General features: G+C 68.8%; 24 protein-coding genes and 3 pseudogenes. 19 read left to right on the forward strand and 8 right to left on the reverse strand.

From position 1 onward, the window contains the following. From R6V09_RS13785 to R6V09_RS13840, 12 genes are all read left to right on the forward strand, one after another. The coding region (locus R6V09_RS13785; RefSeq protein WP_317881686.1) for an ROK family protein at nucleotides 1-495 on the forward strand (495 nt) is incomplete at its 5' end. A gap of 133 nt (nucleotides 496-628) precedes the next feature. Continuing rightward, on the forward strand, nucleotides 629-1,747 hold the full coding sequence (locus R6V09_RS13790; protein WP_317881687.1) for a Gfo/Idh/MocA family protein: 1,119 nt from the start codon (nucleotides 629-631) through the stop codon (nucleotides 1,745-1,747). An 82-nt stretch (nucleotides 1,748-1,829) separates the two neighbouring features. Next, a complete protein-coding gene (locus R6V09_RS13795; protein ID WP_317881688.1) occupies nucleotides 1,830-3,161 on the forward strand; it encodes an ABC transporter substrate-binding protein in 1,332 nt (443 codons plus the stop codon). A 10-nt stretch (nucleotides 3,162-3,171) separates the two neighbouring features. Beyond that, complete coding sequence (locus R6V09_RS13800; protein WP_317881689.1) at nucleotides 3,172-4,158, forward strand: carbohydrate ABC transporter permease; 987 nt, start codon at nucleotides 3,172-3,174, stop codon at nucleotides 4,156-4,158. After that, the gene (locus R6V09_RS13805; RefSeq protein ID WP_317881690.1) at nucleotides 4,148-4,990 is read left to right on the forward strand and encodes a carbohydrate ABC transporter permease; all 843 of its coding nucleotides are present in this window, start codon (nucleotides 4,148-4,150) and stop codon (nucleotides 4,988-4,990) included. Before R6V09_RS13800 ends, R6V09_RS13805 begins: the two co-directional genes overlap by 11 nt. A gap of 41 nt (nucleotides 4,991-5,031) precedes the next feature. Then, entirely contained in the window at nucleotides 5,032-5,841 is an 810-nt protein-coding gene (locus R6V09_RS13810; RefSeq protein WP_317881691.1) for a sugar phosphate isomerase/epimerase family protein, read from the forward strand. A 421-nt stretch (nucleotides 5,842-6,262) separates the two neighbouring features. Then, on the forward strand, nucleotides 6,263-7,192 hold the full coding sequence (locus R6V09_RS13815; RefSeq protein ID WP_317881692.1) for a UTP--glucose-1-phosphate uridylyltransferase: 930 nt from the start codon (nucleotides 6,263-6,265) through the stop codon (nucleotides 7,190-7,192). 113 nt (nucleotides 7,193-7,305) lie between these two features. After that, nucleotides 7,306-8,220 carry an RNA polymerase sigma-70 factor gene (locus tag R6V09_RS13820; protein ID WP_317881693.1) on the forward strand — a complete coding sequence of 305 codons (915 nt, stop codon included), beginning with the start codon at nucleotides 7,306-7,308 and terminating at the stop codon, nucleotides 8,218-8,220. Nucleotides 8,221-8,362: 142 nt separating this feature from the next. Further along, complete coding sequence (locus R6V09_RS13825; protein ID WP_317881694.1) at nucleotides 8,363-8,860, forward strand: Ohr family peroxiredoxin; 498 nt, start codon at nucleotides 8,363-8,365, stop codon at nucleotides 8,858-8,860. Between the two features lie 112 nt (nucleotides 8,861-8,972). Beyond that, complete coding sequence (locus tag R6V09_RS13830; RefSeq protein ID WP_317881709.1) at nucleotides 8,973-10,673, forward strand: L-aspartate oxidase; 1,701 nt, start codon at nucleotides 8,973-8,975, stop codon at nucleotides 10,671-10,673. A 74-nt stretch (nucleotides 10,674-10,747) separates the two neighbouring features. Further along, complete coding sequence (locus tag R6V09_RS13835; protein WP_317881695.1) at nucleotides 10,748-11,494, forward strand: SDR family oxidoreductase; 747 nt, start codon at nucleotides 10,748-10,750, stop codon at nucleotides 11,492-11,494. A 149-nt stretch (nucleotides 11,495-11,643) separates the two neighbouring features. Then, nucleotides 11,644-12,168, forward strand: a complete 525-nt coding sequence (locus R6V09_RS13840; protein WP_317881696.1) for a hypothetical protein — start codon at nucleotides 11,644-11,646, stop codon at nucleotides 12,166-12,168. A 193-nt stretch (nucleotides 12,169-12,361) separates the two neighbouring features. On the opposite strand, the gene qcrB is transcribed toward R6V09_RS13840, so the two are convergent. Next, a complete protein-coding gene (gene qcrB / locus R6V09_RS13845) occupies nucleotides 12,362-13,981 on the reverse strand; it encodes a cytochrome bc1 complex cytochrome b subunit (RefSeq protein WP_317881697.1) in 1,620 nt (539 codons plus the stop codon). Nucleotides 13,982-14,166: 185 nt separating this feature from the next. Here qcrB and R6V09_RS13850 point away from each other — a divergent pair, with 185 nt between their 5' ends. After that, a complete protein-coding gene (locus tag R6V09_RS13850; RefSeq protein WP_317881698.1) occupies nucleotides 14,167-15,045 on the forward strand; it encodes an RNA polymerase subunit sigma in 879 nt (292 codons plus the stop codon). 28 nt (nucleotides 15,046-15,073) lie between these two features. On the opposite strand, the gene R6V09_RS13855 is transcribed toward R6V09_RS13850, so the two are convergent. Further along, a complete protein-coding gene (locus tag R6V09_RS13855; protein WP_317881699.1) occupies nucleotides 15,074-16,009 on the reverse strand; it encodes a sigma-70 family RNA polymerase sigma factor in 936 nt (311 codons plus the stop codon). 61 nt (nucleotides 16,010-16,070) lie between these two features. Here R6V09_RS13855 and R6V09_RS13860 point away from each other — a divergent pair, with 61 nt between their 5' ends. After that, complete coding sequence (locus tag R6V09_RS13860; protein WP_317881700.1) at nucleotides 16,071-16,487, forward strand: hypothetical protein; 417 nt, start codon at nucleotides 16,071-16,073, stop codon at nucleotides 16,485-16,487. A 14-nt stretch (nucleotides 16,488-16,501) separates the two neighbouring features. Here the strand turns inward: R6V09_RS13860 and R6V09_RS13865 are convergent, their stop codons facing one another. From R6V09_RS13865 to R6V09_RS13875, 3 genes are read right to left on the reverse strand one after another with little or no spacing between them, the layout of a single operon-like run. Beyond that, on the reverse strand, nucleotides 16,502-16,882 hold the full coding sequence (locus tag R6V09_RS13865) for a hypothetical protein (RefSeq protein ID WP_317881701.1): 381 nt from the start codon (nucleotides 16,880-16,882) through the stop codon (nucleotides 16,502-16,504). Next, nucleotides 16,879-18,234 (reverse strand): NAD(P)/FAD-dependent oxidoreductase, encoded by a 1,356-nt coding sequence (locus R6V09_RS13870; RefSeq protein WP_317881702.1) that lies wholly within the window; start codon nucleotides 18,232-18,234, stop codon nucleotides 16,879-16,881. The genes R6V09_RS13865 and R6V09_RS13870 overlap by 4 nt, the downstream gene beginning before the upstream one ends. A gap of 23 nt (nucleotides 18,235-18,257) precedes the next feature. Further along, complete coding sequence (locus R6V09_RS13875) at nucleotides 18,258-18,737, reverse strand: SsgA family sporulation/cell division regulator (RefSeq protein WP_317881703.1); 480 nt, start codon at nucleotides 18,735-18,737, stop codon at nucleotides 18,258-18,260. 151 nt (nucleotides 18,738-18,888) lie between these two features. Between R6V09_RS13875 and R6V09_RS13880 the strand changes: the two genes are divergently transcribed. Continuing rightward, nucleotides 18,889-19,188: a hypothetical protein gene (locus R6V09_RS13880; RefSeq protein WP_317881704.1), complete on the forward strand. Its 300-nt coding sequence runs from the start codon at nucleotides 18,889-18,891 to the stop codon at nucleotides 19,186-19,188. Nucleotides 19,189-19,217: 29 nt separating this feature from the next. Here R6V09_RS13880 and R6V09_RS13885 read toward each other — a convergent pair whose 3' ends face one another. Beyond that, entirely contained in the window at nucleotides 19,218-20,285 is a 1,068-nt protein-coding gene (locus R6V09_RS13885) for a hypothetical protein (RefSeq protein WP_317881705.1), read from the reverse strand. An 805-nt stretch (nucleotides 20,286-21,090) separates the two neighbouring features. Continuing rightward, complete coding sequence (locus R6V09_RS13890; protein ID WP_317881706.1) at nucleotides 21,091-22,425, reverse strand: hypothetical protein; 1,335 nt, start codon at nucleotides 22,423-22,425, stop codon at nucleotides 21,091-21,093. Nucleotides 22,426-22,832: 407 nt separating this feature from the next. Between R6V09_RS13890 and R6V09_RS13895 the strand changes: the two genes are divergently transcribed. From R6V09_RS13895 to R6V09_RS13905, 3 genes and pseudogenes are all read left to right on the forward strand, one after another. Continuing rightward, complete coding sequence (locus R6V09_RS13895) at nucleotides 22,833-23,222, forward strand: VOC family protein (protein WP_317881707.1); 390 nt, start codon at nucleotides 22,833-22,835, stop codon at nucleotides 23,220-23,222. Nucleotides 23,223-23,494: 272 nt separating this feature from the next. Then, nucleotides 23,495-23,818 carry a hypothetical protein gene (locus tag R6V09_RS13900; protein ID WP_317881708.1) on the forward strand — a complete coding sequence of 108 codons (324 nt, stop codon included), beginning with the start codon at nucleotides 23,495-23,497 and terminating at the stop codon, nucleotides 23,816-23,818. Nucleotides 23,819-24,036: 218 nt separating this feature from the next. Continuing rightward, nucleotides 24,037-24,489, forward strand: a pseudogene (locus tag R6V09_RS13905) (IS701 family transposase); the annotation flags it as partial. A gap of 129 nt (nucleotides 24,490-24,618) precedes the next feature. On the opposite strand, the pseudogene R6V09_RS13910 reads toward R6V09_RS13905, so the two are convergent. Beyond that, nucleotides 24,619-24,759 (reverse strand): annotated as a pseudogene (locus R6V09_RS13910) (IS110 family transposase); the annotation flags it as partial. Nucleotides 24,760-24,903: 144 nt separating this feature from the next. On the opposite strand from R6V09_RS13910, the pseudogene R6V09_RS13915 reads away from it, so the two are divergent. Further along, nucleotides 24,904-25,229 (forward strand): annotated as a pseudogene (locus tag R6V09_RS13915) (hypothetical protein); the annotation flags it as partial.

Here is a 25,229-nt window from a genome sequence, read left to right on the forward strand (position 1 = left end):
CACATCCGTGTCCCCGGCGCCGACGAGGTGGTGTGCCGGTGCGGAAAGGCCGGCTGTGTCGAGGCGGTGGCGTCCACCGCGGCGCTCGCACGGCACCTGGTGGCGACCGGTGAACCGTCCCTCGACGGGGCGGAGGACGGTGCCACGATGCGGGACTTCCTGGCACGGCTGCGCGACGGCCTGCCGGACGCGCTGCACGCGGTGCGCGCCGCCGGGATCACGCTGGGCGAGGTGATCGCCCTGTGCATCCACATGCTGAACCCGCGGCACGTCGTGGTCGGCGGAGAGATCGTCGAGGCCAGCGACGACCTGCTCTCCGCGGTGCGGGGCGTTGTGTACCGGCAGGCCCTGCCGCTCGCCACCCGCGAACTGTCCATCACCCGCAGCGAGTTGGGCCCGGACGCGGCGATGGTCGGTGCGATGGTGCTGGGCATCGAGCACCTGCTCTCGCCGGCCGGGATCGGGCGGTTCCTGGGGCCGCGCAACACCCCCTGAGCCGGGCGGTCCGCCCAGCGGACCGGCGGCCTTTACCGCCTCTCACCGTCGCCACTAGCTTCCCTCGTGTCTCGCACGTCCGGTCTCATCCACCGGCGGACTCGCTCCGCTCGACCGCGACCTGGGAGACACGGTGAATGGATCAACCCCTCGTGCACGCATCGGCGTCGTCGGCGCCGGCATGGTCTTCGACGCCTACGCCCGGGGCCTCGACTGGTACGGCGACCTGCCGATCATCAGGATCGCCGACATCGACGTCGGCAGGGCCCGCGCCAAGGCCGAGCTCCACGGCATCCCCGCGTACGGCACGCCCGCCGAGCTCTACGCGGACCCGGACGTCGACGTCGTCGTCAACATCACGCCTCCCGTGGCCCATTGGGAGGTGACCCGGGACGCGCTCGCCGCGGGCAAGCACGTCTACAGCGAGAAGCCCCTCGCCGCGACGGTCACCCTGGCCCGCGAGAACCTGGCACAGGCCAAGGCGGCCGGGCGCGTCCTGGCCGGCGCCCCCGACACGTTCCTCGGCACGGCGGGCCAGACGGCACGCACCGCCATCGACGGCGGCCTGATCGGCACGCCCTTCGCCGCCACGTCCTTCGTCCGCTCGTCCAAGGTCGAGGCCAAGCACCCCAACCCCGGCTTCTTCTTCCAGCCCGGCGGCGGCCCGACCCTCGACTGGGGCCCCTACCACGTCGCCGCCCTGGTCAACCTGCTCGGACCCGTCGCCGAAGTCGTCGGCACCAGCACGATCCCGAGCCCCCGGATCACCGTGACCACCCCGGACCGCGTCGTCGACGAGGTCGAGGTCACCGTCCCCACGACCGTCGCAGCCATCCTCCGCACGACCTCCGGCGCGATCGTCTCCACCCTCTACAGCTTCGACATCTGGGACATGACCCTGCCCCACATCGAGGTCTACGGCACCGAGGGCACCCTGAACATCCCCGACCCGAACCGCCACGACGCCCCGGTCCTCATCAAGCGCCGTACGGACACGGACTGGTCCGAGCTCCCGCCGGTCATCGCTCCCACCCGCGCCCCGGAAGCCGGCCCCTTCCGCGGCCACGGCGTGAACGACCTCGTCGAGTCCCTGCACGGTCAACCGTTGCGCGTCCCCGGCGAGTTCGCGCTGCACGTGCTCGAAGTGCTGGAAGCCATCGAGCAGTCGACGTTCGCCGCCGGAGCCCGGACCATCACCAGCCGGGCCGAGCGGCCCGCGCCCGCGGCCCTCCCGCAGTCCGTCTCCGCCTGAACCCTCCGGCCCCGCACGCCGGCACCGAACCCGTTGCACCACCATCCCCATCGATCTCGCACGTCCTTGAGAGGAAAACCCCATGCAGCGCAGAACCCGTGCAGTCGCGCTCGCGGCTGCGGCGATGCTGGCAGGCGCCGGTGTCACAGCGTGCGGCGGCGGCTCCAGTTCCGCCTCCGGTGACAAGACCATCACCTACTGGGCGACCAACCAGAGCACCAGCCTCGACGCGGACAAGAAGGTCCTCCAGCCGGAGATCGACAAGTTCACCAAGCAGACCGGCGTCAAGGTCAAACTCGAAGTGATCCCCTCCGCCGACCTGCTCAACCGCATCCTCGCGGCGACGACCAGCGGCAAGGGCCCCGACGTACTGAACATCGGCAACACCTGGTCCGCGTCGCTCCAGGCGACCGGAGCCTTCGTCGCCTGGGACAAGGATCTGCTGGCCAAGGTCGGTGGCGAATCCCGCTTCCTGCCCGCGGCGCTGAAGTCCACAGGTGCCACCGGCAAGGACCCGGCGAGCCTGCCGCTTTACACCAGTTCGTATGAACTCTTCTACAACAAGAAGCTGTTCAAGGCCGCGAACATCACCACACCGCCGAAGACCTGGAGCGAGTTCGTCGCCGACGGACGCAAGCTCACCAAGGACACCAACAACGACGGCAAGACCGACCAGTGGGGCCTCGGCCTGCAGGGCGCCTCGTCCTCGTTCGCCGCGCACTTCGCGTTCATCCTCGGCACCCAGCACGGAGCCAAGGTCTTCAGCGGCCACACCCCGAAGTTCGACGACACCGGGATGGTCGACGGGATCGACCAGTGGCTGTCCTGGATCGGCAAGGACGGCATCGTCAACCCGTCCGACGCCGAGATGACCGACAAGGTCGCCCTGCTGCAGAACTTCGCGTCCGGCAAGGCCGGGATGATCCTCGCCCAGTCGTCGACCGGTAAGACCCTGGGCCAGTACAAGCTGACGACGGCCGACTACGGCGTCGTCCCGGTACCGGCCCAGGACCCGGCGGTCGCGGGTGGCAAGGACATCGGCTCGTTCGTCGGCGGCATCAACGTGGCGATCTTCAAGAACACCGGGAACCTCGACGGCTCCACCCAGTTCGTGAAGTTCCTGACCAGCGCCAAGGAGCAGGTGTACCTCAACAAGACCTACGGGACGCTGCCCTCGGTCACCGACGCCACGGACCCGGCGTTCGACACCCCGACGCTGGCCGTGGCCCGCGAAACTCTCAGCTCCCGGGCCGTGCCGCTCCCGCAGATCGCCGAGGAATCCCAGTTCGAGACCCTGGTCGGCCAGGCGATGAGCTCCTTCGCCGCGCAGACCGCGACCGGAAAGCAGCCCGGCAAGGGCAAGATCAAGAGCGAGATGACCGCAGCTGACCAGAAGCTCGAAGCGGGCAGCTAGGAGCCGGACCATGGCAGTCATCACTCCCTCCGGGACACGAGAGAGCCCCGAGGCCCCGGACACACCGAAGCGGTCCGCGCGAGGCAGCCGCTTCCAGGGGCGCGGTCGCCGCTGGATTCCGTACGCCTTCCTGCTCCCCGCCCTGGCCCTCGAACTGCTGATCCACTTCGTGCCCATCGTGCTCGGTGTGGCGATGAGCGGCCTGCGCGTGACGCAGTACCAGATCAGCCACTGGTGGGACGCGCCCTTCACCGGCCTCGGGAACTTCAGGATCGTCCTGGACTTCGACGGCCCCACCGGCAAGGCACTGGCCCAGTCCTTCTTCGTCACCCTCGGCTTCACCGCCGTGGTCCTGTCCGGGGCCTGGCTGGTCGGCATGGCGGCGGCGCTCGCACTCCAACGCGCCTTCCGCGGCCGGGGGTTGCTGCGGACGCTGTTCCTCGTGCCCTACGCACTGCCCGCGTACACCGCGGTCATCACCTGGCGTTTCATCTTCCAGCGCGACAACGGCATGCTCAACCACCTGCTCGGGCAGCTCGGGCTGATCGACTCCAACCCGTTCTGGCTGATCGGCCACAACGCCTTCTGGGCCGAGTGCGTCGTCGCGATCTGGCGGATGTGGCCCTTCGCCTTCCTGATCCTCATGGCCGGTATGCAGGCGATACCGGGCGAGGTCTACGAGGCGTCGAGCATCGACGGAGCGGGCCCCTGGCGGCAGTTGCAGATGATCACCCTGCCGCTGCTGTCCTCGGTCAACAAGGTGCTGGTCCTCGTGATGTTCCTGCACACCTTCAACGACTTCAGCACCCCGTACATCCTGTTCGGCGGCTCGGCCCCGCCGGCCGGGGACCTGATCTCCGTGCACATCTACCAAAGCTCGTTCGCCACCTGGAACTTCGGCCTCGGCTCGGCCATGAGCGTGCTGCTCCTGCTGTTCCTGACCCTGGTCAGCGCCTGCTATCTCGCTCTCACCCGGAGGACCGGCCATGAATCATGACACCCCGGGCTACCGGGCCTTCCGGTACGTCACGCTGACCCTGCTGTCGGTGTTCGTCGCGGCCCCGCTGTACGTCATGCTGGCCTCGTCGCTGAAGACGCTCCCCGACGTGCAGGGCGAGTTCACCTGGTTCCCGTCGTCGCCGACGATCCAGTCCTTCATCGACATCTGGCACACCGTGCCGCTCGCCCAGTACTTCGTCACCTCGCTCATCGTGGCCGTGTCCGCCACGGTGCTGTCGGTACTGGTGGCGATCTTCGCCTCGTACGCGCTGAGCCGCTGGACGTTTCCCGGCAGCGCGAGCTTCAAAGGGGCGGTGCTCGCCACCCAGATGTTCCCCGGCATCCTCTTCCTGCTGCCGCTGTACCTGCTGTTCGTCTACGCCGACCAGAACCTCGGCACCGACCTGGTGGGCACCCGCACCGGGCTCGTCGTCACCTACCTGACCTTCTCCCTGCCGTTCGCCGTGTGGATGCTGGTCGGGTACTTCGACACGGTGCCGCGCGACCTGGACGAGGCGGCGAAGGTGGACGGCGCCGGACCGCTGCGCACCCTGCTGCAGATCATCGTGCCCGCCGCGACACCCGGAATCGTCGCCGTGTGCATCTACGCCTTCATGACCGCCTGGGGCGAAGTGCTCTTCGCCTCGGTCCTCACCACCGAACAGACCCGCACCCTGGCCGTGGGCCTGCAGGCCTACTCCACCGAGGCGAACGTCTACTGGAACCAGGTCATGGCCGCCTCCCTGGTGGTGTCCGTCCCGGTGGTCGCCGGCTTCCTCCTCCTCCAGCGCTTCCTCATCACCGGATTCACCGCCGGCGCGGTGAAGTGACGGTGAAGTGACCAAGTGGCCCCGAAAGATTGGAACTTGGCATGCCGGACATCGGCCTGCAGCTCTACACGTTGATGAACGTCCTGGAGGACCGTCCCGCCACGCTCGCCAGGATCGCCGACCTCGGGGTGACCTCGGTGGAACCCTTCCGCCTCGGCCGCACCGAACTGACCCGTGCCGCGCGCCTGGCCGAGGCACGCTCCCTGAAGGCCGACATCGACGCCGCCGGCCTCACCGTCTCCTCCACCCACGCCCGGCTGCCCGATGCGGAGGACCCCGGCTGGTTCTTCGAGGAGATGGCCGAGGCGGGCGTGCCCATCGCCATCGCCTCAACTCCCGAGGCACTCCCGGGATTCACCCGCGACGCGCTGGTCTCGGAGGAGGGGGTTCGCCGGTACGCCGACCGCCTCAACGCCCTGGCCAAGGCGGCAGCCGCCCACGACCTGCGGGTCGGCTACCACAACCACTACTGGGAGTGGACCCCGCTCGACGACGGCCGCTACGGCTACGACGTGCTGTGGGACGCCCTCGACCCGTCGATCGTCGCCGAGGTCGACCTCTACTGGGCACAGACTGCCGGCCAGGTCCCCGCCGACGTGGTCGCCAGACTCGGCGAGCGCGTCGAACTCGTCCACGTCAAGGACGGCCCGGCGGTCCGCGGCGAACCCCAAGTCTCCGCAGGGCAGGGCTCGGTGGCCCTGGCGGACGCGCTCGACGCCGGCCGGGACTCGATCCGGGTGCACATCATCGAGGCGGACGGGATCGCCGAAGGGGCCGACATCTTCGACCTGGTGGCGGGGAGCGTGGCTTGGCTGAAGGGGCGTCAGGGCGTGAACTCCGAAGCATCCTGACCGCAGGTCGCGGGCCGTCGGTGGTCCCTCCCGGAGCAGCACCGAGTGACCACCGACGCGGCCGCGGGGACGGTTCGGCATGCTCGCCCGCTGGTCCGCGGCGGTGTGGAACAGAACGGTGAGCCTCGCGGGCCCTGCCGATGTATTCGCGATGGGGCCAAATCACTGACGCAAACCGACCCACGACCACGCCGCCCACTCGTAACGTCTCAACACAACCGCCAAAGGCCGCGGCATCTGTCACAGACGCGGCATGTACTCGGTCTTCACTCTGAGCACGACTACGTCAGTGACGGGTGTGGAAGGGAACCTTCAGCGCCGGTGGCTGTTCCAGTGCCGCGCAGGGTTCTGCCGCGGCTGTTGGTAGCGTCCGAACGCCGTGCCCGCACAAGCACATGACGCTCGACCGGAGAGAGACCTGATGTCCCCCACGATTCGCAGGGCCGTGATTCCCGCCGCAGGGCTCGGCTCCCGGCTGCTGCCCCTGACGAAGGCGACACCGAAGGAGATGCTGCCGGTCGGCGACAAGCCGGTCATCGAGCACACCGTCCGCGAGCTGGTGGACTCCGGCATCACCGACATCACCATCGTCGTCTCGGGCGGCAAGTCCTTGATCCAGGAGCACTTCCGCCCCAACCCCGCCCTCGTCGACCAACTCCGCGAAGACGGCAAGACGGCCTACGCGGACGCGGTGGAGGAGGTCGCGGAGCTGGCCCGGCAGGGCCACATCACATACCTCGACCAGTACGGTCCCTACGGCAACGGCACCCCCGTGCTGAACGCCGCCCGTGCCTTCGGCGACGAACCGGTGCTCGTGCTGTGGCCCGACGACGTCTTCGTGGCCGAGGTTCCCCGTGCCCAGCAGCTGGTCCGCGCCTATGAGCAGACCGGCTGCCCGGTGCTGGCCCTCATGCCGATGGATCCCGTCGATTCACAGCGCTACGGGGTGCCCGTTGTCAAGGAAGACCTCGGGGACGGTCAGCTGCGCATCACCGGGCTGGTCGAGAAGCCCGAGCCCGCTGCCGCGCCGTCGTCGTACGCGGCCATCGGCGGCTACGTGGTCACCCCCGGAATCATCGACGAACTGCGCGAGCAGACCCGCCGCTGGTACGAGCAGCGGGCCGGCGAGGTCTACCTGACCGACGCCATCAACGCCTACGCCGCCACCCGCGCGGTGTACGGGCAGGTCATCCAGGGCCGCTGGTACGACACCGGAAATCCGGCCGACTACATGGTCGCCCAGATGGCGTTCGCGCTCGCCCACCCCGAGTACGGCCCCGTCCTTCGCGGCCTGGTCGCCGAACTCGACGTCGACAGTGCTGCCGCTCCCCAGGCGAGCACCAGCACCTGACCTGCGCGACGGTCGCGCCATCGCGGAACCCGCCGAAGGTGATCACCAGGAGAGGGCCGCCATAGCATGGGCAGGCGCTTGCGCGAACCGGGTCGGAACTGAAGGCGGCACGCATGGGTATCGGGGACGACACGGACTCCCTCGACGAGGCGACGAACGTGTTCATGGCGGCGCGTCCCCAGCTCTTCGGCATCGCCTACCGCGTGCTCGGCAGCAGCACGGAGGCCGAGGACGTACTCCAGGAGGCGTGGCTGCGGTGGCAGCACACCGACCGTGACGTCGTCCGCGAGCCGAAGGCGTTCCTCGCCACCGTCACCGCCCGGCTGGCGCTCAACGTGGCCCAGTCCGCCAGGGTGCGCCGCGAGTCGTACGTCGGTCCCTGGCTGCCGGAGCCGGTCGACACGCGCGCGGATCCGCAGTTGGGCGCCGAGCGGGCCGAGGCGCTCGACACGGCGGTGCTCCTGCTGCTGGAGCGGCTCAATCCGGTGGAGCGGGCCGCCTATGTGCTGCGGGAAGCCTTCGACTACCCCTACCAGCAGATCGCGGACATGCTGGAGACCAGCGAGACCAACACGCGTCAGCTGGTGAGCCGTGCGCGCAAGCACATCGCGTCGGAGCGCCGCAAGCCCGTCGACGCCACCGAGCACCGAAGGCTGATGGAGGTGTTCCTCACCGCGGCACAGACCGGCGATCTGGCCGTGCTCGAAGGCATCCTCGCCGAGGACGTGGTCAGCTACACCGACGGGAACGGGCTGCGCGGGGCGTCCAAGCTCCCGGTCGTCGGCCTGGTGCACGTCTCCAGGTACCTTGCAGCGTTCGCCCCGCGTTTCTGGCCGGGGAAGGAGATCCACTGGGTCGAGGCCAACGGCGGTCCGGCCGCCCTCGTCTCGGCCGAGGGGACGCCCGTGGTTCTGCTGACCCTCGACATCTCGGAACGCGGCATCGAGCGCGCCATGTGGGTCATGAACCCGGAGAAACTGGCACCTTACGTGGCCTCCCTGGACGGCGGCACCACGTCCTCCTCCTGAACGCCGCCGTGCGCGTCACAAGAGCGGGTACTCGTCGGTCGTCCAGTCGTCCGGTACCCGGGACGCCACGACGCAAAGGTGCGCTCACCATGGCTTGCAGCACAGTTGGTCCGGCACGTCGCAGTACCACGGGAGTCACGCGGTGACCGACCCGATCCAGCCGCCCGACCTGTCCACCGAGCAGGACTTCGACGGCGAGGCCTTCGCCCCCCTCTACACCACGACGGTGACCGTGACCGGCGGGACGGCGGCCCACGGGAGAGCCTCGGGGAGGGCACGCTCGGACGACGGCATCCTCGACCTCGACCTGCGGCTGCCCGCCGAACTGGGCGGAGACGGCCGGGGAACCAACCCCGAGCAGCTGTTCGCCGCCGGATTCGCGGCCTGCTTCCACGGCGCGTTGAGCCTCCTCGCCCGACAGGCCGCGCTCGACCCCGGCGCGATATCCGTCGAGGCGACCGTGGCGTTCGCCCGCGATCCGCAGGACGGCGGCTACGTCCTGCACGTGGACCTGGTCGTCACCTGGCCGGGCGCCGCCCCTGACGTCGCCACCCAGCTTCTCCAGCGGGCCGACGCGCTGTGCCCCTACGCGCGTATGGCCCGGCACGGCACGCCGACCACCATCACGCTCGCCACCTAGGCACCCCGGCCACCCCGAGCCGTCACAGATCGCGGGACTACCCGGTCGTACTGGATGAAGACCCCAGCGATCGGAGTGGACCGTGGCTGTCACCGAACAACGTCTTGCCACCATGGTGCTGGTGATCGGCACCGGAGGGGCCGGTCTGCGGGCGGCGATCGAACTGGCCGAGGCCGGCATCGACGTCCTCGCCGTCGGCAAGCGCCCCAAGGACGACGCCCATACGGCACTGGCGGCCGGCGGCATCAACGCGGCGCTGGCCACCATGGACCCCGAGGACAGCTGGCAGCAGCACGCCGCCGACACACTCAAGGAGAGCTACCTCCTCGCCGACCCCCGCACCGTGGAGATCGTCACCCGGGGCGCCGCCCGGGGCATCGAGGACCTGGAGCGCTACGGCATGGACTTCGCCCAGGAGGAGGACGGCCGGATCTCGCAGCGCTTCTTCGGCGCGCACAAGTTCCGCAGGACCGCCTTCGCCGGCGACTACACCGGTCTGGAGATCCAGCGCACCCTCATCCGGCGCGCGGAGCAACTGGACATCCCGGTGTTGGAAGGGGTGTACATCACCCGGCTGCTGGTGCACGAGGGTGCCGTGTTCGGCGCGTACGGCTTCGACCTCACGAGCGGACGGCGTTACCTGATCCACGCCGACGCGGTCGTTCTGGCCGCCGGCGGCCACACCCGCATCTGGCGGCGCACCTCCTCGCGGCGCGACGAGAACACGGGCGACTCCCTCCGCCTGGCCGTGGAGGCCGGGGCCAGGCTGCGCGACGCCGAACTGGTGCAGTTCCACCCGTCCGGCATCATCGAACCGGAGAACGCCGCCGGCACCCTGGTCAGCGAGGCCGCCCGCGGCGAGGGCGGCATCCTGCGCAACGCGCTCGGGGAACGCTTCATGGCCCGCTACGACCCCGAGCGCATGGAGCTCTCCACCCGCGACCGGGTGGCGCTGGCCGCGTACACGGAGATCAAGGAAGGGCGCGGGACGCCCAACGGCGGCGTGTGGCTCGACGTCTCCCGCCTGCCCCGGCAGACGATCATGAAGCGGCTGCCCCGGGTCTACCAGACCCTGCTGGACCTGCAGATGCTGGACATCACCCGCGATCCGATCGAGATCGCGCCCACCGCGCACTACTCGATGGGCGGTGTGTGGGTGCGCCCCGAGGACCACAGCACCGATGTACGCGGCCTGTACGCCATCGGCGAGGCGTCGAGCGGGCTGCACGGCGCCAACCGGCTCGGCGGCAACAGCCTCATCGAACTGCTGGTGTTCGGCCGCCTCACCGGCCGGGCCGCCGCGGCGTACTCGCAGTCCCTGACGGCACAGCCGCGGTCGGCCTCGGCCATCGCGGAGGCCCGCGCCGAGATCGACGGACTCCTCGCCGCCGACGGGCCCGAGAACGTGCGTGCCCTGCAGCGCGCGATTCGCGACACCATGACCGAGCACGCGGGTGTCGTACGCGACGAGGACGGCCTGCGCGCCGGCCTCGCGGAACTCGCGGTGATCGAGAAGCGCATGGAGGCCGTCGGCATCCACCCGGACATAGCGGGCTATCAGGATCTGGCACATGCCTTCGACCTCAAGTCGGCCGCGCTCGCGGCCCGGGCGACTCTCGAATCGGCGCTGGAGCGTCGCGAGACGCGTGGCTGCCACAATCGCAGCGACTATCCTCGGCCGGATTCCGCTCTGCGGGTGAATCTCGTGTGGTCCCCGACGACGGGTGTAACCCGTGAAGACATTCCGGCCGTCCCCGACGAGATTTCCGCCTTGATGGAGGAAGTCTCGACCGCGGGGAAACTCGTCGAATAGGTGGTGTCACAAACAGAGCCCGTGCCTGGTCTCTACTGATACAGGCATCAGGAAACCCTGAAAGGAATTCCGTCATGAAGGTCGTAGTTATCGGTGGAACCGGGCTCATCGGCTCGAAGGTGGTCGCCGGGCTCGGCGAGCACGGGCACGAGGCGGTCGTGGCGGCGCCCAGCACCGGCGTCAACACGCTGACCGGCGAGGGACTGGCCGAGGTCCTGAAAGGTGCGGCGGTGGTGGTCGACGTGTCGAACTCGCCCTCGTTCGAGGACCAGGCGGTCATGGACTTCTTCCGCGCCTCGACGACGAATCTGCTGAAGGCGGAGACCGAGGCGGGCGTCGCGCATCACGTGGCACTGTCCGTGGTCGGCACAGAACGCCTCCAGGGGAGCGGGTACTTCCGCGCCAAGCAGGTCCAGGAAGATCTGATCAAGGCGTCCGGCAACTCCTTCTCCATCGTCCACGCCACCCAGTTCTTCGAGTTCGCGAAGGGACTCGCCGACGGGGTCACCCAGGACGACACCGTGCACCTGCCCGACGCGAAGATCCAGCCCATCGTCTCCGACGACGTGGCAGCGGCCGTCGCCCGCACCGCGGTCGGGGACCCGGTGGGCGGCGTGGTGGAGGTCGCCGGTCCCGAGGCGTTCCAGCTGGAGGAGTTCATCCGCATGGGGCTCACGGCCCTGGACGACCCCCGCAAGATCGTCACGGACCCGCAGGCCACGTACTGGGGCGCCGAGTTGCAGGAGAACACGCTCCTGCCGGGTCCGGACGCACACATCGCCGGCACGCGGTTCGCCGACTGGCTCACGCGCCAGAAGTAGAGATCATTTCGGGTGGCCCTTTTCCCCGGTTCCTCCGGGAAGGGCCCCCCGAGCCTTTTCGGATACAGCTCGCCGGCTTCCCTCGCAAGCCAATCGGAATGTGTCGTCGGCCGCCCCATGAGAATGCGGCGACAGCCATAAGGAGCACGATGACCAAAAGCCGTGAGCGACGCACCGACATCGCGGCGACCGTCATGGCACTGGCCGCCGAAGCCGCCGAACTGCGGACCTGTGTCACCGAACTGCGGCGAGAACTGGTGGACGTCAACGACCGTATGTCGATGGTGCTCAGAGCGTGTGCCATCGCCGAGGACCCGGCTGCTCGGGGAGTGGTGAGCAGCATCTTCTCGGGGGAAACACCGTGCGGATCGCTGCTCTTGGCCTCGACGGTGGCGGTGATGTCCGGCACCTTCCACAGGGTGTCTTTCCCGTCCATGCGCATCGTGCTGCCCGACTTCCACACGGTCGTGTCGGCGCTGCTGCCGCTGCCGTGCGGGGTGACCACGAAGGCGTCCCCATCGGGTGCAGGTGGGCAGCGAGGCAAGCAGCCTCAGCCGGCCGCAGCCTGCGATACGGACCGTCCGCGGGAATTCGTCAGCGGCCTCTCTGACGGACAACTCCGCGTAGCCGATGGCCTGTTGCACGCCAGCGTTGATGAGAACACCGATGCGTAGCGCTCTGCGTAGCCCTTACCGTCGTCGAGACTGGCGACGCCGGTATGCGTGCTCGGCGTGGAACTGTTCCTGGCTGCCCCGCTGCTGCCGTTCTGACTATGTGCGATGCCGGCAAGGAGACAGCCTGTTGCGCATGCTGCCGACGTGGGTTCACCGGCATCCTCTCGGACGGTTTGAAGGGCCGATGGCGCGGTCATCGGTTGACTTCCTTGGGTGGTGGCTTCTTGCTCTGGTATTCCTGCGCCGTCGGTTTGGCGATCTGCGCCCCCTCGCCGTAAAGGCCCTCGCTGAGCCGGACACGCAGATGCCGGGCAAGGCGGAGAACGGCGTTCGGATTCGCCGTTCCGTTCGTGGTGCCGGGGTCGATCGGCCGGTACTGCTCGTGCTGGGTGAGAAGGTGGAGTTGCTCCTGGCCGAGCGGCTCGTGCACCTCGACGAATTCGCCGTCGGGCATGCGCTTGATGATGCCGGTCTCGCGTCCGTGCAGTACTTTGTCGCGGTCGCCGCGCTGAAGGCCGAGCGCCCATTGTTTCGTCACCGAATAGGCCACGACAGGCACGACGAAGAGACCGATGCGGACAGCCCATGTCACCGATTCGACCGCGACATGGAAACGGACGGCGATGATGTCGTTCCCGGCGCCGATGAGGGCCACCGCATAGAAACTGAGCCATGCGACGCCAAGTGCCGTTCGCACAGGCCGGTTACGTGGTCGGTCCAGAAGATTCTGCTCGCGCCTGTCACGGGTCACCCAGGACTCGATGAACGGATATACGCCCAGGGCGAGAAAGAAACCGACTCCCACGGTCAGCGGAATCAGGTTGTCGAGCACCAGGGTATGCCCCCAGAAGTTGACTTCCCAGCCCGGCATCACCCGCAGCAGTCCGTCCGCCACGCCCATGTACCAGTCGGGCTGCGAGCCGGCCGACACCTGGTCGGCAAGGTAAGGACCGTACTGCCAGACGGGGTTGATCTGTGCGACCGCGGCGATGACGAAGACGCCGCCGGTCACCAGGAGGAAATACCCGGCGGACTTGACGGCGCGTACCTTGGCCGGCACACCCACGACATTGCCGTTGGTGCGTCCACGGCCCGGGTACTGGGTGTGCCCGTAGTAGAGCATCAGAGCCAGATGGGCGGTGAGCAGTCCCACCATGAGTGCGGGGATGAGCAGCACATGGATGGTGTTGAAGCGCGCCACCAGATCGTGCCCGGGGAACTCACCTCCGAAGAGGAACATCGACAGGTACGTTCCGACGACCGGAATGGACAGGATCGTTCCGTTCACGACGGCGAGGCCGGTCCCGGACAGCAGGTCGTCCGGCAGGTCGTACCCCGTCAGTCCCGCGAACATGGCGAGCACCAACAGCAGGAATCCGAACAGCCAGTTGACTTCGCGCGGCTTGCGGAAGGCGCCGGTGAAGAACACCCGCGTCATGTGGGCGAGTATGGAGGCGACGAAGATCAGGGCCGCCCAGTGGTGGGCCTGCCGGATCAGCAGCCCGCCCCGGACGTCGAAGGAGATGTGCAGGGTCGAAGCGAACGCCTCCGACATCATCCGGCCGCGCAGCGGTGCGTAACTGCCGTTGTACTGCACCTCGTTCATCGACGGATGGAAGTAGAAGGCGAGATACACGCCGGTGACGACGAGAATGACGAAGCTGTAGAGGCAGATCTCTCCCAGCAGGAACGACCAGTGGTCCGGAAAAGCCCGTCGCGCCCTTTCTCTGACCAGGCGGTGGACGCCGAGGCGTCCGTCCGCCCAATCGGCCACCTTTTCGCCCCAGATGCCGTCCGCCTGTCCCAATGGCATGGTCACCTCGTTCAGCAGTCAAGGAAGAAGATTCGGTGCTGTCCTGTAGGACCGGGCAGCCGCCGTATATGTGACACGTGGTCGCGGCGGGCCTGTGTCACAAGGTCCGGGAGCTCCCGGTCTTAAGAGGTGAGCCCACACCCCGGCCGCGAGTGGGGCCGTGCGGGCGAGAGGGAGGCTGCCGTATGGACCAGGGCGATGCTGTGCCCATCGCCGAGCTGTGGGAGGAGCGTCGGTTCCTGCTCGACGTCGCCCACTGGATGCTGGGCGACCCGGGTGCGGCCGAGAGCGTCGTCGACGAGGCCTATCAGCGGTGGTACGGACTGTCCGACGTGGCGCGTCGGCAGGTCGCCGTTCCCCGGTCCTGGCTGGCGAAGACCGTGGGAGGGATCTGCCTGGGCCGGCTCGCACTGCCCGGCCGGGGTGCGGCCGACCACGAGGCGGGGCACGGACGGCAGTCGGAGGTGGAGGAGGAGGCAGGCCGGGTCGTGTTGAACGCGCTGGAGTCGCTGTCGACGACCGAGCGCGCGGCGTTCGTGTTCCGTGCCTTCGGGATGGCCCCCGGCACGGTCGCCGACATCGTGGGCCGCACGGAGCCGGAGCTCGCCGAACTCGCCGAACGGGCCAGGCAGTGGCTGCAGTCGCAGCGCACCCGTTCCACAACGCCGCAACAGCATGACGCCGTCGTCCACACCGTGCGGCGGGCCTGCGCCACGGAAGACGGCGAACTGCTCACCCCGTCGTTGTGCCCGGACGTCACGGCGTTCTTCGACGGTGGCGGCAAGGTACGCGCTCTCACCGGGCCGGTCCACGGCAGTCGGCCGGTCGCCCGCAGCCTGCTGACGCTCCTGGCCCGTCGCCCGCGCACCACCCTCACCACCCATTCCGTCAACGGCCGGACCGGCCTCGTCGCCCGCTACGGCCGTCAAGTCGCAGCCGTCATCAGCCTCGACGTCGCGAACGACCGTGTCGCCCAGGTCTGGGTCATGCTCAACCCCGACAAACTCCGGTCCTGGAACCAGCCCCATGCCGACGGTGGCGCCGGCTCGGACGAGAGCGCGTGACAGCACGGAGGACGTCACGCCGCCGCCGTCACGCAGCGTCCGGCGCGACACCGGAGGACATCGCGAAACGGGAACGCGAATCGAGGAAGGCGGCGACCTTGCTCGGAGTGAACACCCACAGCACCTGGTGAATGCCGTCCTTCGAGGCGGCGGCGGTCATGAAAGCGAGGATCCGGCCGTCCCGGCGGACCACGACGCCCGCGGAGCCGTTGGCTTCGACCAACTCGGGCACCGCATCCCGCCAGAACTTCCGGTAGACCGAGAGCCTGGCCACCCGGGCACGGCCCAGCACAGGCACCCGAGCACAGCCCCGCATACCGTTGCCGTCGGAGAGGCTGACGACATCGGGCGTGAGCAGGGCCTCCAGTGACGCCACGTCTCCCGTCCGGGCCGCTGAGACGAAGGCGTTCAGAAGGCGTCGGTGCTCAGCCGCGTCGACGCTCTCCGGCTGCTTGTCCGACAGGTGATGACGGGCACGGCTGACGATCTTCCGCACATTGACGACGCTGAGTTCGAGCATGACGGCGATCTCGGCGTAGGCGTAGTCGAACGCCTCGCGCAGCACATAGGCGGCCCGCTCGACGGGAGTCAGTTTCTCCAGCACCAGCAGCAGCGCCAGCTCCACTGCCTCGGCGCGCTGAGCGCCGACCTCGGGGTCCGCACTCGTGTCGACGGGTTCCGGCAGCCACGGTCCGATGTACGTCTCGCGACGCACACGCGCCGACTGCGCGACGTTGATGGCCAGACGGGTCGTCGCGCTCGAAAGGAAACCCACGGGATTGACCACCACCGAGCGGTCGGTCCTCTGCCAGCGCAGCCACACCTCCTGGACCACGTCCTCGGCCTCGACGGCGCTGCCGAGTACGCGGTACGCGATCCCGAAGAGCCGCCTGCGGTGGCGTACGTAGACGGCGACGGCCTCGTCGAGGTCGTCAGGTGGGGTGGGGGACGGTTTGACATACATGATCCAGTGGCCTCCGTTGCTCGGCTCCATCCGCTGCATAGACCACGGCCGACGGGTACCTGTGACAGAACTGGACAATGTTTTTCACGGACCTGCCCGGCTGCGGATCCAGAAGCAGGCGCTGGAAAGGGAGTTGGCCGCGGTCGTGGCGCATCTCGGGTCGGTCGAGCGTGCCCTCGGTGCGCTGGCCAGCGTGCTCGTCGATACGCCGGCGGACGAGGACATCGCGCCCGCCGCCTCGCGGCCGGACGACGACGAGGACGCGACCAAGCAGTACGGCAGGCTCACCGAGCAGATCCTGGCGTACTTCACCAAGGTCGGTGACGTCGACGTACGGGCTCGCGATGTCGCGGCGGCGCTCGACCGCGACGCCGACAGCGGCAGCATCAACGCGGTCCGCAGCACACTCGACCGCCTCGTCGCCTCCTACCGCATCCAGCGCGCCGGCCGGGGCCTGTATCGCTCCGGGCGTTCCTAGGCTGCGCACGGCGGTCAACGCGACGATCCCAGGATCACCACGACGCAGGCGCTCATCGCCAGGGTGACCAGGACCATGGCGACGAGTGTTCCCCGCAGCCATTGCCGGATCCGGAGCTGGTGTTGCGCTGCCATCGTGTCGACGCGCTCGGCGATGTGGTCGGTCACCATGCGGGCGACGTGTTTCTGCTCGTCGACGTACCACCGCTCGATGTCCCGCTTCTGCTCGCTGGTGAGCCCCTCCACGCGCGCGGTGAGGTCCGCCACGCGGCGGCGTGTCGCTCCCATATGAGCCTCCTCGTACAGGAAGCCCTCGATGTCGGTCAGGCCGCGAGCGGCCTCCTCACGTGCGCCCATGGCGTACCCCCGGTGGAAACGAGAACCCCGCGTGGTCATGCCGTGCTCCCTTCCTTTGTACGGCCGACACCCGGGCCCTGCATACGTCCGCTCGTGACGAAGGCGTCCCGCGGGTGCTGCACAGAGGCGAGAGACACGAGGTCCCGGCCCGTCAGGGCCGCGGTGAGCCAGACCGCCAGAACGCGGATCTTCCGCTCCCAGCTGGGCACCGCCAGCACGTGATAGCCCCGGTGCATCAGCCAGGCCGGGAACCCCTTGATGACGATGCCCTTGTACTGGAAGCTGCCCCGCCCCAGCCCCAGCGTCGCCACCACGCCCAGACTGCTGTGGCGGTAGTCGTGGACTCGCTTCCCGCGCAGGTCGGCCACGAGGTTCTTGGCCAGGCGCCTGCCCTGCCGCACGGCGTGCTGGGCGTTCGGCACCGTGCGCGTCCCCGGCACCGGCGAGGCCAGGTCGGGAATGGACGCGTCGTCGCCGGCCGCCCACACGTGCGGCACCGGCTCGCTCTCCGTGCCCACGCGCAGATCGGGTCGGACGAGCAGCAGGCCACGCTCGTCGAGCGGCAGGTCCGTGTGGTTGTGCACGACCGGGTTCGAGGCGTTGCCGGCGGCCCAGACGATCAGCGTGGAGTCGTACTCCTGGCCGTCGGAGAGGACGACGTGGCCGTCCTCGGCGGAGAGCAGTTGCGTGTTCAGGTGGACATGTGCGCCGCGGTGTTCCAGATGGCGCACCACCCAGGCCCCGGGTTTGTCGCTCACCTCGGGCAGGATGCGGCCCCGGGCCTCGACCAGGTGGAAGGACAGGTCGTCGACGGTCAGTTCCGGATAGGACCTGAGCATCGCGGTTGCCAGCGACAGGAGTTCACCGAAGCCCTCGACGCCGGAGAACCCACCTCCCACGAACGTGACGGTGAGCAGCTTCCGCCGCTCGGGGCCGGGCGGCAGCGACGCGGCCTGGTCGAACGCGGTCATCAGCCGGTCACGGATCGCCACCGCCTCCTCGACGTGCTTGAGGCCGATGGCCTGCTGTGCGAGTCCGGGGATGGGGAAGGTGCGGGTCACGGCGCCTGCGGTGACCACGAGGATGTCGTAGCGCAGCTCGTAGGCGTCTCCGCGCACCGGGCGGACGGTCACCGTGCGGTCCGCCGCACGGATCTCGGTCACGGTCCCCGCGATCAGCCGCGTACTGCTCAGGTGCCGCCGCAGCGAGACGACGGCGTGACGTGCCTCCACCGAACCGGCCGCCACCTCCGGCAGGAAGGGCTGGTAGGTCATGTACGGGCGCGGGTCGACGACCGTGACCTGCGCCTCGCCCGGACGCAGCTTCTTCTGCAGGCCCCATGCGGTGTAGAAGCCCGCGTAGCCGCCGCCGACGATCAGAATCTCTCGCATGATTGCCTCTGCTTCGTTGTCCGTCACCACGTAGACCGCGCAGGCGGCGCCGATGTGACATGCGCGCCGGGGACGGGGTTCGCGGTCTCGTCCTGTCGAAGTGACTCACCGGGGTCGCTCAGGAGTTGGTGGACGGCCGTGTCCACGTCCAGGTGGCATTCCTCGGTACCGGCGGGCACCACCGTGAGGGTTCGTCGCAGGAAGGCGTCCAGGGCCCGTGCCGGCGCGGTCACGACGACCGCCTCCTCCTTCTGACACGGCCCCAGCGCGATGTGCACCTTGCCGACCCACGGGCGCCGGGAGGGCCAGACCTGGACGTCGCCGACGCCGACGAGCTTCTCCGGCCCGTCCAGAAGGAGATCGCGGCCGACCATCCGACGCACGGTCGCGTCGGTGCACATGTGGAACGTCAAGGACACCGCGTAGGGATCGGCCCTGTCGTAGGACAGATCAAGCATCACGGGCCGGTCCGCTCCTTCGGCGACGACCAGGCGGACAAGCATCCGGCACACCACCAGAGTGAAACTGTCGGGTTCTCTCACCACATCACCGCTCGGTAGACCGGTGGGATCAAGGGGCCTCGGAGGGCACACGGTGTGTTGCGTCATGTGCCCGATCGTGTGATTCAGGGACACCACGATTCTGCGAGACCCCGTGGGTTCACCTGAGGTCACCAGGGTCATTTCCGCGGCGGGCGCCGAGGTTCTGTCGGCCGTCGGCGTCCGGTTCGAGGCCGAAACAGAACGCCCCGTGTTCATCGTCGTGGACGACCTCGCCCGGCTCGACCGGGCCAGTTCGGCGGTGCTGGGCGACGGCCGATACGAGCAGGCGATCGAGGGCTGCACCACCGCACTGAGCCTGGACATCGCGCAGGTCCCCCTACACGGACATCGGCGTGACGCCGCCGGCACGGCAACCGTCCGCCATCGACCGGCGCTGTCGAACGGGAACTGATTCTCCGTGGCTGCTCTCGAACGGCGGTCTCAGCTCGGCAGTTGTTGGGCGCCGGCATGCAGTTTCTGACCCCAGGGGGCGATCAGGGTGTGGGGGGCGGCCTGGGTGAGTACTCCGCGGAGCCAGTCGCCGCAGTCCGAGGCGAGCGAGGTGTGGCCGGCGCGGAGGGCGTCCTTGCCCAGGGCGAGCAGCAGGCCGCCCCAGTATTCGGCGTGGTCTTTGAGCGCGAAGCGCAGTTCGCCGCGGCCGGAGGCCACCGAGTAGCACATGTGGATCTCGCGGCCGGTCAGGCGCCAGCCGTCCCCGGCCGTGCCCGTGGCGTCGCCGAGGGCGCCGGACACGGCCTGGGCGGCGTTGGGTAGGAAGCCGAGGTGGCTACCGCGCAGGGTGGGCGACCAGCAGTCCTCCTTGCGCCCGCCGTCCACGGTCAGCGCGCCGGCGAGATGGGTGGCCCAGGGCTGGCTCTCGGCGCCGGTGGCGCGCAGGGCCTCGGCCAGGGTGTGCGGGCCCGGGGAATCCAGGTACTCCGCCACGGCCCAGGTGGCTTCGCGCAGGGTGTCCTGCGGATCCAGCAGGGAGAGGATCTCGGGGGCCAGCAGGCCGCTACGGGGCTGCCCGGTCCGCTGCACGACTGCGGCGCGGCGGCCGAGGAGCTGGGAGGCTGGGGCGGTCAGTCTGTTGCCGGCGAGGAACTCGGCGAAGAGGCGTCCCACGTCGAAGGCGGAGTCCGCCAGCTTGCGGCGGCCCTGGCGGTGGTGGAGGAGCATGGCCCGGCCCGCGCAGTCCACCAGGGTCGCGAGCCCCGTGGCGGCATCTTCACCGCGGCCCATGGCACGGGAGTTGTCGTTGTAGAGACGGACCGCCTGGTCGTAGGCGGCGACGGCGAGTTCGGAATCGCCGCTGCTGTACTGGGTCCGGCCGAGGACGGCGGCGCTCCTCGCGAGGGCGTACCAGTCGTTGTGCGCGGCGTCCACCGCGTCATTGGCCTGGTCCACGGCGCTGAGCAGGGCGCCTCTGCGCAGTGTGGCAAGCGGTTCGGTGCCGGGCTCCCCGTCGAGCGGGTCGTAGGTGAAGACGGACTGTGCGGAAGAGGACACGGGCGATGGCGTCCCCGGTAAGCGTGGCGAGGCCGTGCCACCTCTTGGGTCGTGCCGGTCTCCCCGCCGCCAGAACGCCATGCCTTGTTCCCCCTTCGTGACCTCTCACGGTGCAACAAGCTTGCGCTGAACGAATGCTCGCAGGGTGGCACGACCTCGACAAGGCCGGTCGGCCCGCGTCGGGTCGTGGCTCGTGGGTCATCGCGCGTCGGACCGGCCGCGCAGGAGGACCGCTACGGCTCCGCGAAGGAAGTTCTGGTTGCTCAGGCCGAGTTGGGTTCTGTCGTAGGCGCCGACGCCGCGGTTCGACGATCCGGGCGAGGTTCTCGAATGCCTGGCAGTCGTGTCCTTCGACGGTTTCGTGGGTCAGCCGGGGGCGGAGGCGTTCGCCGCTGTGTGCCACGTAGAGGGCGTCACGGGTGTAGGCCCAGCAGAGGTCGGTCAGCAGGGCGAGGCAGCGCACCGTGCCCTCGTCGTCGAAACCCGCTTCTGTCATCCGTTTCGCGATGGCTTCGGCCGACTCGATGAACTGGGTGTGGAGCGAGTCGTCGGCTGTGGGACACGCCCGATCCCGAGAACCCGAGAGTCCTGCCTTCGTTGAAGGCCGCGGTCGGCTCCGTCTACTCCGTTGCCTTCAGACCCGGCGGGCGTGACAGACGGAGCGCACCCGTGCTGGCAGCCGGCTACGGCGATGGCAGCATCAGGCCCCTATCTGTTTCGTCAACTGAGCCGAGTCAAGGTAGTTGGAACCTGGCCATGATTCTTGGAACCAGCTGATGCGTGCCCTCGGGGAAGCCGGTTTCGGTCAGTGGCCATGGGGGTCGTGGAAGGGGTTGATGACCTCGCAGGTGACGTCCGTCCAACGCTCCAGGTCCTGGCAGATTGCCTGGTCGCCTGCTTGCTCGAACGCCTTGACCAGGTCTCGGAGCAGGTACATCCAATGGCGTGAGTTGGCCACGTGCCACGCCGTGGCGTCCTCGGCGACGGCCAGTGAGGACGCGTACAGGAGGTGCGCTTCCAGCCCGAGCGTGACCACCAGTTGCGGATGCCGCGCCAGTGGTGCCACGATGCCGGCCAGCTCCCCGGCCGAGGCGGCCCACTGCGAGCGCGGGCAGCGCTGGCTGGTGGTGAACCTGCTCCGTGCGTTGTCCGGGCCGCCGAGCAGCAGGACCTCGTCCGGCACCTGCCCGACGCCCAGCAGGTTGCGCGCCCGGTGCAGTGCCGTGCCCATGGTTATCGACCCGATCCCGATCCCGAGCCAGTTCTGCTCGGCCCGGCCGGCGACGTCGGCGTCCAGGCCGCGCGCGAAGTCGCGGTAGCGCTGTGACAGTTCCCGCTGCCCGAGTGCTTCGGTGAGCTTGCCGTAGCACGCCGCTGCCCGGACGATCGAGTTGCGATACATGGACGGCATCTCGCCCATCTCGCGGATCAACTGCGGAAACTCCGACCGCTCGACCTCGGCCCAGGTATCGACCGCGATCCGCCCGGCCGACGCGGCTGTCTCGGCCCGCCCCTGCTCGGCGTGCCCACGCATGGCGATCGTTGCGGCGCAGCGCAGCATATCGATGTAGTAGGCGCGATCTCCCCCCTCGAGCGTGTTGACCTTCAAGCCGTTCGAGGTGATCAGCCGCACCACGGCGTCCGCCGAACTCAGGATCAGATCCGGGTCGCCGTACTGGTTCAGCACCAGGGCGTTGGTGTACAGCACCCGGCTGAGGCCCAGCTCGAACTCGAACACGTCGCCGTCCGGTCCCGCCGGCACCGCTGCCCGGACCACATCGTCCATTTCGAGGATCGAGTCGGTCACCCGGCCCAGTTCCTGGAACGTTCTGGCCCGACGCACCTGCACATCCGTGATCCGCTGCGCCATGTCCCGCCTGCCGGTGTCGAGCACCTCGCCGTAGGCCTCCTCGGCCGCGTCGAGCGCGGCCAGCGCGTCGTCGGGACGGTCCACCGCGCGCAGGCTCGAACCCAGCCCGTACTGCAGCGAGCCCAGCATCACCAGGTCGTCGGGGATGGCCCCGCCCTGGGTGGCGATGACGGCATGGACGAGTTCGACGGCCCGTTCCTGCAGCGGCACAGCCTCAGCCGTGCGGCCCTGCTGGAACATGCTGAGCGCCTGCTCCTCCAGCAGTGCCACCTGCGACCTGCGTGCGTCGTTGGAGTTCTGGTCCCGTGACGTGCGTCCCCATCGCATGGTCAGGATGCTTCCACACCGCCCAGCAAGGGACAATTGGCCGATACGAGCAAAGCGCGTGCGGGTCAGGGGTGCGATGCCTGCCGGTGGCCTTGCCGCATCCCAGGGTCCGACGCGGGCCTTCCATCAGGTCGAGGACGCTGGGGGGCATGATCGGCTTCGGCGAAGCGGCGGCAGGCGGCGTGGGCGTTCTCGGCCCCCACCTCTACTGTAGATCGCGATCTTGCTGTCCTGTGCCTCGCGCCTTGAGTGGATACCGCCGAAGTCTGACTGCAGGGCAGCTCGCTCATCGAAGTCTGATTTCCGCTGGTCACAGCCGCTGCTGAGCGCCCGTTTGAGAGGATCGGGGCATGGCGGACTCACCTATGCAGATCAATGCCCTCATCGTCGATGCCACAGACCCCGAGCGGCTCGCTGCGTTCTGGTCCGAACTGCTCGGCAGGCCGGTCGTGGGACGTATGGGCCCATACGTGTGGCTGCGGCGGGAGAACGGCCTGGGTCTGGGATTTCAGCGAACTGCCGAACCCAAGTCGAGCAAAAACCCGATGCACTTCGACGTCACCTCTCCCGATCCCGCCGCCGAGCAGCAACGGATCGAGATGCTCGGAGGGCACAGGCTGGAGCAGTACGCTGGCGGTGGGTTCCTGGTGATGGCGGACCCCGAGGGCAATGAGTTCTGCATCATCCCTGAGGGCCCCTTCGAGCTCGACGACGAGGGGCGCGCGAACTACCTCGGCTGATGGTCGAACTTCGATGGCACAGGACCCTTGCCGGTCGGGGCCAGTCTGCGAACGGGTACGGCCGCTGTCCGTTCTCACAGAAGCCAGTCCCTGTCTCATCCAATCCAGTCGGGATACGGCTGGCTTCTCCGTCTCCCCCAACGCGGGAATGGTGCCCGACGCCCGGTACTCATGGGTGGCGATCGCGGGGGGACGCATTGAGCATGTGTGCTCAGGGGAGTTGAGTACGCGACCGGATCACCACACGCGGGGCGATGCGCTGGGATGAGGACATGAACCCCGCTCCGCAGCCCGGCGCAGCGCGCGTCGTCACCAGATGGTCCGTCGCCGGACTCGTCCTGCTCGTGCCGACCGTCGTCGTCGCGTGGATCGCCGTACTCAGCACCTATCGCGGCGGCCGCTGCCTGACGTACGGCGAGCAGTGCTCGACGGTCCCGGGCGAGGCCCTCTACGGCTGCTTCTGGGGCGCCCTCGCGGCCGGTCTTCTGGCACTGGTGTGGCCCCGAGCCAGGTGGACGGGCGTCAGGGTGGGGGTCGTCCTGCTGCAGTGGGGCGCTCAGATCACGCTGGGCGCGCTCATCCTCAGTGGCGCGTGACGTCCCCCTCCGCAGGCCACGCCGATGGCCCGTGTGCTCTCACCGAAACCAGTCGGCGTGGCCCGACTCGTGTCGACTGGATTGGATGAGACTGCGACTGACTTCGTTGAGAACAGACAGCCGCCGTTGATCATCGGTGTGTGAAGACAGAAGATCAGACGGCGGCCGCGGGCCACAGCATAGATCCCGGCCGCTGGCAGGAGACGTTCGAGGTCCTGATGGGCCGTATCGCGGGAAGGTTCGTCCGGGTGGAACCACGGCGCCGGGCACGGGCGTTCGTGCTCGGATTGTTGTCTGACCTGCCGCGCAAGAACTGCTGGACGCTCGCCGAGTACGTCGGGGACGCGAACCCGTACGGCTTGCAGCATCTGCTGTCGAGGGCCCAGTGGGACGCTGACGCGGTACGCGACGACATCCGCGGCTTCGTCGTCGGGCAACTGCACGACACCGCGGCGGTGCTGGTCGTCGACGAGACCGGTGACCTCAAGAAGGGCACCGCCACGGTCGGTGTGCAGCGCCAGTACACCGGGACCGCAGGACGCATCGAGAACAGCCAGGTCGCCGTCTATCTCGCCTACTCCACCCGGCGCGGACACGCGGCGATCGACCGGGAACTGTACGTCCCCCGTTCCTGGATCGAGGACACGGCCCGCTGCAAGGCCGCCGGGCTCACCACCCCCTCGTGGTTCCAACCACCGTGTCTCGTCTCATCAATTCCGGTGGGGGTTGTTCGTAGGGGTTTGCTCTGGTTTTCGGGAGCGTCCAGCGCGGGTGTGACGGGGCGGGAAAGGTAGGGGCGGGGCGAGGCGGAGGACGGCCTGGGTGTGGGTCTTGCCGCGTGCGCGCCGGCGGTCGTAGTAGATCCGCGAGGACGGGTCCGTCTTGCAGCCGATCGCGGCGAACGCGGCCTGGAACAGGGCGCGTTCGAGGAGCTGGTTGCCGCCCCGGAGCGGCAGAGCCCGCTCGGGCCGCTTCGCCGCGTGCGAACCGGATGCGTAGGGTACGAGCGGCCCAGGAGTCGTGCGCGCCGGGCCGCCCCGGCCGCGCGGACGACGCGACCGAGGGCCGGGGAGTGGGGGGCGGGCATGGCGGACTCAATGGATGCGGCGGACTTGGGGCGGCGTGCGGACGAGGCCGCGGAGGCCGATGGGCGGATCCCACCGCTGGACCGGCGGGTGTTCGCCGTCGCGGGGGTGGTCTTGGCCGTGCTGATGGCGTTGTCCCCGCGCTACGGCTTCCACATCGACGAGCTGTACTTCCTCGACTGTGCCCGGCACCTCCAAGCCAGTTATGTGGACCAGCCGGTGCTCGCGCCGCTGCTGGCCCGGGTCTCGCTGTCGCTGTTCGGGGTCTCGGAGGCGGGCCTGCGGCTGTGGCCCGCGCTGGCCGCCGCGGGCACGGTGGTCGTGGG

It is taken from the genome of Streptomyces sp. W16, from assembly GCF_033194735.1.
GTDB lineage: Bacteria > Actinomycetota > Actinomycetes > Streptomycetales > Streptomycetaceae > Streptomyces.